Genomic DNA, 13,196 nt, shown 5'->3' with positions numbered 1-13,196 from the left:
CTTTTTATTTTATTTTATAAAGTCTAGTTTAGTAAATATTTTCTTTTTATAAGTATAATTCTAGTAAAACTTTCTATTTTTAATATTCTGTTGAACAAGATAGTAAATACTTTAATAAATGTTCTTCAATATATATAACATTATTAATAAGAATCTTATTTTTTTATTAAAAGTTTAAAAAAAAGGGGCTAGATTATGAAATTGTTAATTTTTGTAACAGGTAGAGGTATTGGAGGTGATGCAGTTACTGCATATAATATACTAAAAGCACTAGAGAGCAAAAATATTTCTGCAAAAATAGTATTAGATCCAAGTGCTCCAGGATATTATTTTAAAAAACGTAATATGTCTTGGTTAAAAACACCAATACCATCAGCAGGTGGACATGCAGCGTCTAAATCATCCCTATTTAAGGCAGGCTTAAAAACAATAAAAGCAGTAATTTTAGGGTCTCGTTTAATTAAAAAAGAAAAAGCAGACGGTGTAATTGGAGTTATTGGGGGAGGATCTGTTATTGGATGTTTATCTGCTAAACTTGCACATGTTCCAGCAATAGGAGTAGTTGCAACTCCAACAGATACTAAAATATCTCTAAAATGTAATCCAACTTTACTTCTACCAGAATCACCAGCATTTACACATAAAGATGATTATGTATCTAATTATGAAATTCAAAAACAATATTCACCAATAAAGATGGATATAATTCATGGTGATAAAAATAATATTCTTGATAAATTACCTAAGAAATATGATGCAAATAAAAAATCAATACTCTTTGCTTCAGGTTCCACATTATTTGATGACATGGCAAAGGCAGCACGTAATTATGCTCAGGAGAATGATGATGTAAATATATTTCTAATAGGTGCACCGTTACATGAGGGAATAAATAAAATCATAGACCATCCTAATATTATAAATTTAGGCTATATAAATTACATTAATGATCTATATGACCTAGTAGATTTAGCTGTAATAACAGATGATGGCCTAACACTACATGAAACAATAGCATGTGAAATACCAGTAGTAGTTGTTATTGGTGTAAAATATGGAAGGTATCATGGATTATCTAGGGTATTTGATGGGGCAGTAATAGAGAGTAATGTGGATAATATAACTAGTGTTGTAAACAAGGCTCTTAATAATTATGATTCAATGAAAGAAGCAACAACTAAATATGCTAAAGATATAATAAAAGCTCCTGAGGATTTAGTAGAATTTGTAGAAAAATACATGAAATAAATCTTCATTCTTCTTTTTTTTAAAAAAAAGATAAATGTTATAAATAACGTTTAAAATATTCAGTTAATTTAAAAATACCATCTGTTGTAGGATGAATTTCAATAAAATCTTCAAAATCACTAACTTTACTTCCTGATTTTATTAATTTAATCATATAGGGAAGTGCAACATTTGATGATGGGGTAATAGCAAGTATATTTGTAATATCTCCATCATTATTTACAACTTCTTTTGTAAAACCAGTTTTTCCATTTAATGTATTCCAAAATGAACCCGGTCCTGCAGCTCCTGGTAAAGTTACTTCTTTTCCAATAGATGATACTTGATTACCTAACATATAACTTACATCATATGATAGAGATATTGTCAGAGGTATTAATGAATAATCAGGTTTTACTTTTTTTCCCATAATATTTTTTATAGCACATATACCTTCCATACGTGATACTGGTGTGGATAATATGCCACCAATTACATCTCCAGCAGCATAAATATCTTCATGGGAAGTTTTCATGAATTCATCAACAAGTATGTTTCCATCACTGTCAAGTTCCACAATATCCTTAACAATTTCTGAATTGGCAACTACACCAGTTGCAAGTAAAACAGTACCTTCAATTTCTCCAAAATTAGTAACAACTGATGTATCTGTAATCTCCTGAATTTCAACATTTTCATGTATGATTGTATTTTTAAGTAATTTAGATACTATATATTCCTCAGCTTCAGAGTCATTTAACATTTTAAGAAACTGTGTTCTGCATAAAATTTCAACTTGACTTCCAAGACTAGAAAATATATTAGCATATTCAGCAGCAGTGGAACCTCCACCAATAATAACTAATTTTTCTGGAACTTCATTAATCTTCAAAGTATCCTTATAGGTATATGCATTATGAACTCCAGGAATATCTGGAATATATGGGGAGGAACCAGTACATACTAATAATTTATCAAATGGATATTCATCATCTTCATTAACAATAACCATTTTATTTTCAATATCAACCTCAGCTCTACCTTGAACATATTCTACCCCTGTATTAATAGTTTCTTTAGTTAGAATTTTACGTATTTTTTTTTGAGTTTCTTTAATTAATGTAGTAACTCTTTTATAATTAACAGTAGGTGTGGAATCTATAATTCCCTGATTATTAAAATTTTCTGCATCAAGAACATGTTTTGAAACATCATTCAATGCACATACAACCATACATGCTTGATTAAGACATTTTCCACCAATATGTTTATTTTCAATAAGAGTAACTTCATTTCCAACTTCAGCAGCAGCCATGGAAGCAAAACGTCCAGCAGGTCCTGCACCAATAATAACAATTCTAGTCATAAATATCATTTCTTTAATTTTATTTTAAATAAAAAAGTATATCTATAGTATAATATATTCTTTTTATTACATGATATTTGTTATAAAAAATATTTTTTTTAAAAAAAAGTAAAAAAGAGTTTAGTTATTCATTACTATATTTAATTATTTTTTCTAATTGTTTTTTAGCACTACCATCTTCAATTAACTTTCTTGAATAAATAACTCCTTCTTCTAATGAATCTACCTTTTTAGTAAGATATAATATACTTGCAGAATTCATTAAACATAAATCAAGTCGTGCTCTATCTTGTGATGTTGTAGTAACATTATTTAATATGTTATATATAATCTGTATGTGTTCTTGGGGAGTTTCAGGTGCAACAATATCTTCAGGTTTTGAAAAACTTAGACCAAAATCTTCTGGAGTAATATATTTAACAGTAATGTCTCCATTATCAATAAAAGCTACTTTTGTTTTTCCAATATTTGATATTTCATCCATAGCTGGATTTCCATTTTCATCAAATCCATGTACTATCATACCACATTCTACTCCAAGATTCATAGCAACCTTTGCAATTGTTTCAAGAAGTTCTGGATCATAAATTCCAGTTAATCTAGCATTAACATTTGTAGGACATGAAATTGGACCTAATAAATTAAAAACAGTTCTAGTTTTCAACTGTTTTCTAATCATCATAACATTCTTTGTAGCAACATGATATATGGGTGCAAATATAAATGCAAAGTTGCATTTATCAATAGAATTAATTACTTTCTCAGGACTTAATTCAATATTAACACCTAAAGCTTCAAGAGCATCTGCTCCACCAAATTTACTACTAACACTTCTATTTCCATGTTTGGATATTTTAGCTCCACCAGCACTAGCAATAATAGATGCAACAGTACTTACATTAAATGTTTTAAATGTATCTCCACCAGTACCACAGGTTTCTATAAGATAATCTTCTGGTTTATAATCAATTTGCACTGCATGATTTTTCATACTTCTAGTTAAACCAGTGATTTCATCAATAGTTTCACCTTTCATTCTAAGAGCAGTTAAAAATGATGATACAACTACATTAGGATAATTTCCACTAACTAAATCATCCATACATTCATAAGCTTCATCAACTGTTAAATTTCGATTTTTATCAATAATATCATCTAATACTTCACTAATCATTCTAATTACCTTTTTGTAGCATCTTTCATACTTTGTATATATTCAGCTATACATCCAAACATAACATCTTCATTATCTAAGTTATCTTCAATAATATTAATCAATGCACTACCAACAATAGCACCATCTGCACCAGCGTCTAACACTTCTTTTACATGTTCTGGTTGTGAAATACCAAATCCTACACATAATGGAATATCTGTGTGTTTACGAATTCTTTTTATTAAATCTGTAGTATTATGTTCCACATTTGATCTAGCACCAGTTGTTCCCATAACTGATGCAACATAGATAAATCCACCAACAATTTCTGTAATCATTTTTAATCTATCATTGTTTGTTGCTTGTGATACAATGAAAATTTCTTCTATATTATATTTGTTAGAAGCTTCAATTACATCATCTGCTTCTTCAGGTGGTAAATCTGCAATTAATACGGCATTAACTCCAATTTCACTTAATTTCTTATAAAATGCATCAATTCCATAATTATAAACTAGATTATAATATAATAGTAAACCAAATGGTTTATCAGTATATTCACGTAATTGTTTTAGGAATTTAATACATTTTTTAATGTTCATACCACTGTTAAATGCACGAATGTCTGCATTTTGAACACTTTTTCCATCAGCTACTGGATCTGAAAATGGAAAACCGATTTCAAGAGCATCTGCACCATTATCAACCAATGTTTTAGCAATTTCTAACGATGTGTCATAGTCAGGATCTCCTGCCACTAGAAATGGTATGAATATTCCTTCATTATTTTCCTTAGATTTTTTAAAAACTTCTGTATATGTTTTCATACTCATATTGATACCCCTAATTCTTTTGCTACAGTAAACATATCCTTATCTCCACGACCTGATAAGTTTACAATGATAGTTTTTCCTTTATTTTCTTCTTGTTTTGCATATTTAACAGCATATGCTACTGCATGTGAACTTTCTAATGCAGGTATAATTCCTTCAGTTTCACATAATAATCTAAAGGCATTTAAAGCTTCTTTATCTGTAATAGGAACATATTTTGCTCTACCACTACTTTGTAAATAAGCATGTTCTGGTCCAACTCCAGGATAGTCTAAACCTGCAGAAACACTACTTGTATCATTAATTTGTCCATCTTCATCTTGTAATACAATAGATAATGATCCATGAAGTATACCTTCAGTTCCCTTAGTTAAAGTAGCTCCATGTTCATTGGTATCTATTCCATCACCTGCTGCTTCAACACCAATAAGATCCACATCTTCATCATCAACAAATCCACTAAAAATACCTATGGAATTACTTCCTCCACCAACACATGCTATAACAGTATCTGGAAGTTTATTTTCTTTTTCAAGTATTTGTTCACGTGCTTCTTTTCCTATAACACTTTGGAAAAATTTCACCATTGAAGGATATGGATGTGGTCCCATTGTTGTTCCAATCAGATAATGACTAGTATCAAGGTTGGAAATCCAGTATCTAAAAGCTTCATTAATTGAATCTTTTAAGGTTTTAGATCCCATATCAACAGGAATTACTTCGGCTCCTGATAATTCCATACGGAATACATTTAGTTTTTGACGTTCAACATCCTTAGATCCCATGAATATTTTTACTTTCAATCCTAATTTAGCTCCAATTACTGCAGTTGCAATTCCATGTTGTCCAGCACCAGTTTCTGCTATTAATTCGGTTTTACCCATGTACTTTGCTAGTAATCCTTGTCCAATAGCATTGTTTATTTTATGAGCACCAGTGTGGAGTAAATCTTCTCTTTTAAGATATATTTTACATCCCAATTCATTTGAAAGATTTTCTGCATAATATAGGCCTGTAGGTCTAGAAGCAAATTCTTTAAGATAAAAATGTAATTCATTCATAAATTCTTCATCATCTTTGAATTTGTAGAATGCTTCTTCTAATTCTTCAATTGCAGGTATTAATAATTCTGGTACAAAGATACCACCATATTTTCCAAATTTTCCTTCATATTTCATCATATCACATTCATTCTTCAATTAATTTAATAATCTCTTTAATTTTTTTTATATTTTTCTTTCCAGGCTTTTCTTCTACTCCACTATTTAGATCTATTCTATCAAAATAATGTAATTTATTTTTTATTTCTTCAAGGTAGTTTAAATTTAATCCTCCAGCTAATGTAACTTCAGTTCTTGGATCATATTGTTTAACTAATCTACTTGCTTTAATAGCAGTTTCAATTGGTATATAAGTATTTGTTCCACCAGTTAGGCCATCTTTAACATAATCAAATATTATATTATCAGAGTATAAACAATGATTTCTAATTTCTTTTTTCTTTTTAGTATCTATTTTATCTTTTAATCCTATTGCTTTGGTGATATTAAGACGTTGTCCATTATGGTACTGATTTAACCAGATTAAATATCGAATATCAAAACAGGTGAGTGAATGTAGTTGTATGTTAAATATTTCACTTCTATTAGCTTTAAGTAATGCTTCATAAGCATTATTTGGTTCGAGTACTAATGTTGCTAAGTTCTTATCTGATAAACTTTTTTTAAGATAAGTTATTTCATCTAATGAAATATTTCTACTTGATCTTTCAATATTTATAAAACCTACGTGGTTAACATTTAATTTTTCAATTTTCTTTAAATCATCTCTATTTGTTATACCACATACTTTTATCTTAGGTGTCATATTCAATACCTTCTTTTTATTTTTTTAGGACGTTAATTAGGTTTTCAATAAATTTTTCAATTTCTTTTTCTGTGTTGTTTTGTAGGATACTTGTTCCTATTAAAATACCATCTGCTCCATATTCCTTTAATTTTTTAGCATCTTCTATGGTTTTTACTCCACTTTCTGATATTAAGTAGTTTGGAACATATTTTTTTAATTCTTTTGTTGTTTTAAGATTAATAGTAAAATCATCTAGATTTCTATTGTTTATACCAATAATTTCAGGGTTATAATCTACTACAGATTCAATATCCTCTAATGTATGACATTCAACTACTGCATCTAATCCAAGATTTCTAGAAATATTCAAATATTCTTCTATATTAGGACAGATTCCACTTATTAATAATATTCCACTAGCATTATTAACAGCAGCTTCATAGATCATGTATTCATCTATAATAAAATCTTTTCTAAGTAATGGTTTGTTTGTTAAGTTGTTTGCTATGTTAAAATTTTTTAGATTACTTTTAAAGTATGTTTCTTCAGTTAAAATTGACATCATGTCTACGTTATTTTTATCATATATTGGAATAACATCTTCTGCTTTTAATGTACTGATATTTCCTTTTGATGGACTTGCAGGTTTGTATTCTGCAATGAGTTGTGTTGTTTTATTTTTTAGTTTTTCTTGAAATCTAAATAACTTTGTTTTTGTAGAAACTATGTCAATTGCCTCTTCTTTAAGTTTTTCTAGGGGTTTTTGTTTTTTAGTTTGTGTGAGTGTTACTTTTTTATTTTCTATTATTCTATCTATAACATTCATATTAGATCATCCATTAATACTTAAGAAATTTTTGATTATAGTATCACCATATGAACTTCCAATTGATTCTGGATGAAATTGAATACCATAGGTTGGATAATTTACATGCTCAATTGACATGATAATATTGTCCCTAGTATAACTTGTAACTTTTAAATCCTTTGGTATGGATGTATCATCACATATTAATGAATGATATCTAACAATCTCAAATTCCTTTTGAATGTCTTTAAAAAGTGGAGAATCTTCATGTATGATACTGTCTTTTTTTCCATGAACAGGTTTATTTTTTGAAATTTTTCCACCATATTTTGAAAATATTCCTTGGTGTCCTAAACATACACCTAAAATTGGTGTTTTCTTAAAGTTACTAATTATATCTCCACAAATTCCAAAATCTCTACTTTTTGTTGGATTTCCAGGACCTGGTGATAGTATAATATGGCTAGGATTCATTTTTTCTATTTCATCAATTGTTATTTCATTGTTTCTTACAACTTCAACATCATCAGTATATTTTCCCACTAACTGATATAGATTGTATGTAAAAGAATCATAGTTATCTATAATTAATATCATCATATTTCACTCCCTGATTCTTTAAGAGCTTGAAAAAGTGCCTGTCTTTTTCTTCTACATTCTTCATATTCTGATTGAGGTATTGAATCATATACAATTCCTGCACCAGCTTGTATTTCTGCCCTATTGTCATTGGTAGTTAATGTTCTTATTGTAATAGCGAAGTCTGCATTACCATTTAATGAGAAATATCCTACTGCACCACCATATGGTCCTCTTGCATATTTTTCTTTTTGATTTATAATTTCCATTGCTCTTATTTTTGGAGCTCCACTTAATGTTCCAGCAGGGAATAATGACATGAATGCATCAATGGCATCTAAATTGTCATTTAATTTACCAGTTACATGTGATACTATATGTTGTACATGTGAAAATTTTCTAATACCATAGAATTCTTCAAGTTTAACAGTGTTGCTTTTACTGATTTTTCCAATATCGTTACGAGCTAAATCAACTAGCATTAAATGTTCTGCTAATTCTTTTTCATCATTTAGCAAGGATTTTTCTAACTCTTCGTCTTCTTGTTTATTTTTTCCTCTTGGCCTTGTACCTGCAATAGGATATGATTCAACAGTACCTTTTTCCAGTCTCATTAACATTTCAGGACTTGAACCAATAATTTCTCTTTGGTCTAATTTTATATGATACATGTAAGGAGATGGGTTTATTTTTCTTAGGTGTTCATATAAGGGAAGTTTACTTCCTTTAAGAACAAGATTTTCAGAGTTTGAAATTACAGCTTGGAATATTTCACCATCAGTAATTAGATTTTTAGTTTCATCTACTGCATTTTCATATTCATCTTGTGTAAAATCTTCTTGTATTAATTTATATTCAAGAATTCCATTTGTATGTTCTTCTTGGTATATTCTTTTAATTAGATCACTTCTATCTTCATTTAATGTTGTGTATTCACATGTTTTATGTATATTATCATATACAACACAATCTAGAAATAGTCCAAATTCAAAGTCAGGATAGATACTTTTATGTGTTGGTACATTTTCAAAATATTTAATTGATTCATATGAAACATATCCAAGTAATCCTCCTCTAAATCCTTCTTCTTTAAAATCATTTTTAATCAATGTTTTTATGTCAAGTAATGGGTTGTCTGAAGTATATTCAAATGTATATGTATCTGTTGTAATAGTTACATTATGATCATGTGCTTTTATTTTTGCTACTGGATTAAATCCTATTATTGAATATCTTGCTAGTCCACTATCTGATTCCATGGATTCAAGTAAAAATGTGTCTTTGTAGTTATAATATAGGTTTTTAAATAGTTTTACTGGATTGTCTATTTCAATTTTTTTAGTTGTTGGTTTTTTAATTAGCTTTTTTAAGTCGCCAAAAACATTCACTCTTTTTCATTTATATCACCTTTGTCTATATTAATATTACATCAATGTACTATATAAAGTTATAGTGTATAAATTTATACATTAAACGTATATATTAAACATCAATACATATTTATTATATAGATAAAAAAAAGGGAATTAATTACAATGTGGAAAGATATACTTGAAAAATTTGATAAATATCCTTCTCAACAAAAAATTATAAGAAAAATGCTTGAATTAGGATTAAAAGTGGATGAAGATAAAAAAATATACTGTAAAGATGTTGAAATAAACATATCCTCACTTGCAAAATCAGTAGATACAGATAGAAGAGTAGTAACATCAACAATTGAGAATATATTAAAGGATGATATTTTAAAAAATATTTTTACAAATATATATCCATCAGGTGCTCTCTTAACTAATTTATCAGACACCTTGGGTTTAGGAGTAATCGAGATTGAAGGAGAAGCAAATAAACCTGGAATATTAAGTAAAGTAACAGAATTATTAGCATATGAAAAAATAAGTATTAGACAAGCTTATGCAAGTGATCCTGAAATAGATTTAACACCTCACTTAACAATCATTACAGATAAACCTGTAAATGGTGATTTAATTCAATTATTATTAAAAATAGAGGGTGTTTCAAAAGTTTCATTATATTAAAAAAAGAATAATAAGATATTTGAATTATTTTCTTAATTCAAATAAATTACTTTCATCAAGTTTTTCTTCAAAGAATTTACTACTTTTATCTAATTTTTCTTTAACTACAATACTTAAAGCCACTGCACATAGTGGGAATATAATTAAACAAAGTACATTTCTTATGAATGATGGCCATACAACTCCAAAGATAGCATCTTTTAATATTAAAATTGCATATGTCATTGGTAAGTAAGGCATTATTGTTTGGAATAATGTAGACATAATTTCTATAGGATAAATACCATTAGTTCCAGATATTTGGAATACTAATATTATTAAAGCTATAGCTTTACCTACATTACCAAATACTGATACTAGTGAATAGATTATCGCTGTAAAAGACAAACCTATTAGTATCATACAACCTAACATTAAAACACTGTTACTCATTGGAATACCTAATAAACTCAATGCTATAAATGTAACAATTGCTTGTAATATACTCATTATGGAGAATAATCCTATTTTTCCAAAGTATACTTCAATTGGTTTGTATTTTTCCTTATTTTCTGTAGGTTTTGTACTTAATAATGCTACTAGTATAATACCACCAACCCATGCAGCAAGAACTGTATAGAATGATGATACTTGTTGACCATAAGTATCAGCTTCATAGTAACTATAATTACTTAAAGTTGTAGGTTCATGGAAATAATTTTTAACATTTTGTATTGAAGTTGATTGAGCTAAACTATTGTTTGTGTTTGTAACTGTTGTATTAGTAGTATTTGCAGTAGTTGTATTTTGTGTTTGACTTGATTGTGCTTGTTGTAGAAGAACAGGATTAGAACTAATGTAATTTTTAGTATTATATTCCTCATGTATTTTATTATTAATTTCATTTACTACATTAGATGCTGCTTTTGAAGTTATTTTAGGAGCTACTGGACTTGTTTTATCATTATCAAGATATTCTATCTTTGCTTGTTTAGGATTTCCTGAATAAACTGATAATATGTCTTTTGAAAAGTCTTCTGGTATGATTATGGCTGCATAATCTGTTCCATTTTTTAGAGATTCTCGAGCTTCATCTTCATCTTTATAAACCCAATTAAAATTTGAATTATTCTTTAATTCATCAACAACCATATCTCCATAAGCATAAGTTGTTCCATTAACTGTAACTGGATTATCATTATTTACTATGATAAAATTAATGTTATCAGTATCTTCATATGGATCCCAACATGCATATATATTTATTACAGAGTATAATGATGGAAGTATGATTAATGCGATTAATACAATTAAAACTACTGGATTTTTTAAAGCAGCTGAAATATCATCTTTGATGATTTTTTGTATATTTTTTATCATTTAATCACTTTATAAATTATTTTTTTTATTCTAAAAATATTATCTTGTGTACTTAAAATGAAAATAATTTAGAATAATATTAATCTTAAAGTGTATCACATATATGTTATATTATTTTTTATATATATAATTTTTTATACATAACTTGTTGTAAACTTTATCTTTAAATATTACAAATAATATATAAATAACATAATAATGGCAAGATTTAAAAAAATAAACTTTTTTTTAATAAATAATTATTATCTATTATGATATAGAATAAGGAGGAGTATAAAATGTGTATTGCAGCACCAGCTAAAATAGTTGAAATTAATGATAATATAGCAACTTGTGATTTTGGAGGAGTTAAACAAGAAGCTAAATTGGATTTAGTAGAAGCAGATATAGGTAGTTATGTACTTATACATTCAGGTTATGCTATAGAAGTATTAACAGAAGAAGCAGCAAAAGAATCATTAAATGCTTGGAATGAATTACTTGAAGAATTAGAAAATGAATAAATTCTTCATTCTTTTTTTTATTAAACACTATCTTTTTTTTAAAATTAACTTATTATTAATTTAAACTTATTTTTAAGTATTTATATTAGATTATATTTTCATACCTTTTTTTATAGTCCATAAAAAGAAAAATTTAATATTTTTCAATACATATTAGTATTATTTATAAATATAATATGTTTATATGAAAATATATCAGTAGGTAAAATAAATGAAATTATTATTATTTGTAACAGGTAGGGGAATAGGTGGTGATGCAGTAATAGCACATACTATTTCAGAAGCATTAAATGAAAGAAATATTTCTACAAAAATAGTGCTAGATTCTAAAGCTCAAGGATATTATTATAAAAATAAAAATATTTCTTGGCTTAAATCATCAATTCCAGCAGCAGGGGGTCATGCATCAACAAAACTTAACCTATTTAAAGCAGGTTTGAAAACAATAAAAGCCATAATTCAAGCATCACTTCTTATTAAATCTGAAAAAGCAGATGGTGTTGTTGGAATTATTGGTGGGGGTGTAGTAGTAGGATGTTTAGCTGCTAAATTATCAGGTGTACCTGTAGTTGGTGTAGTTTCAACACCAAATGATACAAAAATTTCTATTAAATGTAATCCTACAATTTTATTACCAGAATCACCACTATTTAATTCAAAAAATAATATTTCAAAATATCCTTCAATTGATAATTATATACCAATCAAAACTGATATTGTTAATGGTGATAAAGAAAATATCCTAGATATTTTGCCGGATAATTATAATTCAACTAAAAAATCAGTACTTTTCTCTTCTGGATCCACTTTATTTGAGGACATGGCAAAAGCAGTACGTAAATATGCAGAGGAATCAGATAATATAAATATTTTCTTAATAGGTGAACCTTTAAACGATGTTGTTAGAGATATTGTTGATTATCCTAATATCATGAATTTAGGATATATAAATTACATTAAACATCTATATGACTTGATTGATTTAGCTGTAATAACAGATGATGGAGCAACATTACATGAAACAATAGCATGTGAAATACCTGTTGTGGTAGTTGTTGGTGTGAAATATGGAAGATATCATGGATTATCTAAAGTATTTGATGGGGCAGTAATAGAGAGTAATGTAGATAACATAACTAGTGTTGTAAATGATGCATTATCTAATGAATTAGAAATGAAAAAAGCAACAAAAAAATATTCTAGTAATATAATACATGGAACAGATACATTAGTTGATTTTATCTTGGAAAATTTATAAAAAATATTTTTTTTCTTAAGATAGTAGTTATGTGGATAAATCTAGTTTTACTGAGTATAATCATATAAAATATCTTTTTTTTATTCTAGAATAAGTATAAGTATTTTTTAATATATTTTATATTCTATTAAATATTCTTTAGAATTTTGGAAAAATAAGTTATATTCTTTTTAATATAAAAATAATATCTATAAATATTTATTTTTAGTAAAATAGTTTA

13 protein-coding genes are annotated in these 13,196 nt (G+C 27.4%); 4 read left to right on the top strand and 9 right to left on the bottom strand.

The window, feature by feature from the left end; all coding sequences use genetic code 11:
* Positions 1–195 precede the first annotated feature (195 nt).
* Entirely contained in the window at positions 196–1,248 is a 1,053-nt protein-coding gene (locus BZ132_RS05155) for a hypothetical protein (RefSeq protein WP_011406660.1), read from the top strand.
* Between the two features lie 37 nt (positions 1,249–1,285).
* Here BZ132_RS05155 and BZ132_RS05150 read toward each other — a convergent pair whose 3' ends face one another.
* From BZ132_RS05150 to BZ132_RS05115, 8 genes are all read right to left on the bottom strand, one after another.
* Complete coding sequence (locus tag BZ132_RS05150; RefSeq protein WP_286940613.1) at positions 1,286–2,593, bottom strand: NAD(P)/FAD-dependent oxidoreductase; 1,308 nt, start codon at positions 2,591–2,593, stop codon at positions 1,286–1,288.
* 124 nt (positions 2,594–2,717) lie between these two features.
* Complete coding sequence (gene trpD / locus BZ132_RS05145) at positions 2,718–3,767, bottom strand: anthranilate phosphoribosyltransferase (protein ID WP_011406658.1); 1,050 nt, start codon at positions 3,765–3,767, stop codon at positions 2,718–2,720.
* Positions 3,768–3,772: 5 nt separating this feature from the next.
* On the bottom strand, positions 3,773–4,582 hold the full coding sequence (gene trpA, locus BZ132_RS05140) for a tryptophan synthase subunit alpha (protein WP_011406657.1): 810 nt from the start codon (positions 4,580–4,582) through the stop codon (positions 3,773–3,775).
* Positions 4,579–5,760 carry a tryptophan synthase subunit beta gene (trpB, locus tag BZ132_RS05135; RefSeq protein ID WP_011406656.1) on the bottom strand — a complete coding sequence of 394 codons (1,182 nt, stop codon included), beginning with the start codon at positions 5,758–5,760 and terminating at the stop codon, positions 4,579–4,581. The genes trpA and trpB overlap by 4 nt, the downstream gene beginning before the upstream one ends.
* A 10-nt stretch (positions 5,761–5,770) precedes the next feature.
* Positions 5,771–6,448, bottom strand: coding sequence for a phosphoribosylanthranilate isomerase (locus tag BZ132_RS05130; RefSeq protein WP_286940612.1), 678 nt, complete (start codon positions 6,446–6,448; stop codon positions 5,771–5,773).
* Between the two features lie 16 nt (positions 6,449–6,464).
* Positions 6,465–7,256, bottom strand: coding sequence for an indole-3-glycerol-phosphate synthase (locus BZ132_RS05125; RefSeq protein WP_011406654.1), 792 nt, complete (start codon positions 7,254–7,256; stop codon positions 6,465–6,467).
* 6 nt (positions 7,257–7,262) lie between these two features.
* The gene (locus BZ132_RS05120; protein WP_112149648.1) at positions 7,263–7,835 is read right to left on the bottom strand and encodes an aminodeoxychorismate/anthranilate synthase component II; all 573 of its coding nucleotides are present in this window, start codon (positions 7,833–7,835) and stop codon (positions 7,263–7,265) included.
* A complete protein-coding gene (locus BZ132_RS05115; protein WP_286940611.1) occupies positions 7,835–9,205 on the bottom strand; it encodes an anthranilate synthase component I family protein in 1,371 nt (456 codons plus the stop codon). The genes BZ132_RS05120 and BZ132_RS05115 overlap by 1 nt, the downstream gene beginning before the upstream one ends.
* Positions 9,206–9,352: 147 nt before the next feature.
* Here BZ132_RS05115 and BZ132_RS05110 point away from each other — a divergent pair, with 147 nt between their 5' ends.
* The gene (locus tag BZ132_RS05110; protein ID WP_112149646.1) at positions 9,353–9,856 is read left to right on the top strand and encodes an amino acid-binding protein; all 504 of its coding nucleotides are present in this window, start codon (positions 9,353–9,355) and stop codon (positions 9,854–9,856) included.
* Positions 9,857–9,880: 24 nt separating this feature from the next.
* Here the strand turns inward: BZ132_RS05110 and BZ132_RS05105 are convergent, their stop codons facing one another.
* A complete protein-coding gene (locus tag BZ132_RS05105) occupies positions 9,881–11,215 on the bottom strand; it encodes a YhgE/Pip domain-containing protein (RefSeq protein WP_011406650.1) in 1,335 nt (444 codons plus the stop codon).
* A 278-nt stretch (positions 11,216–11,493) separates the two neighbouring features.
* On the opposite strand from BZ132_RS05105, the gene BZ132_RS05100 reads away from it, so the two are divergent.
* Both BZ132_RS05100 and BZ132_RS05095 read left to right on the top strand, forming a co-directional pair.
* On the top strand, positions 11,494–11,718 hold the full coding sequence (locus BZ132_RS05100) for a HypC/HybG/HupF family hydrogenase formation chaperone (protein ID WP_011406649.1): 225 nt from the start codon (positions 11,494–11,496) through the stop codon (positions 11,716–11,718).
* A 211-nt stretch (positions 11,719–11,929) separates the two neighbouring features.
* Positions 11,930–12,976 carry a hypothetical protein gene (locus BZ132_RS05095; protein ID WP_011406648.1) on the top strand — a complete coding sequence of 349 codons (1,047 nt, stop codon included), beginning with the start codon at positions 11,930–11,932 and terminating at the stop codon, positions 12,974–12,976.
* Positions 12,977–13,196 lie beyond the last annotated feature (220 nt).

Source organism: Methanosphaera sp. DEW79 (genome assembly GCF_003266085.1).
GTDB lineage: Archaea > Methanobacteriota > Methanobacteria > Methanobacteriales > Methanobacteriaceae > Methanosphaera > Methanosphaera stadtmanae.
This window is presented reverse-complemented; position numbering and strand designations above follow the sequence as displayed.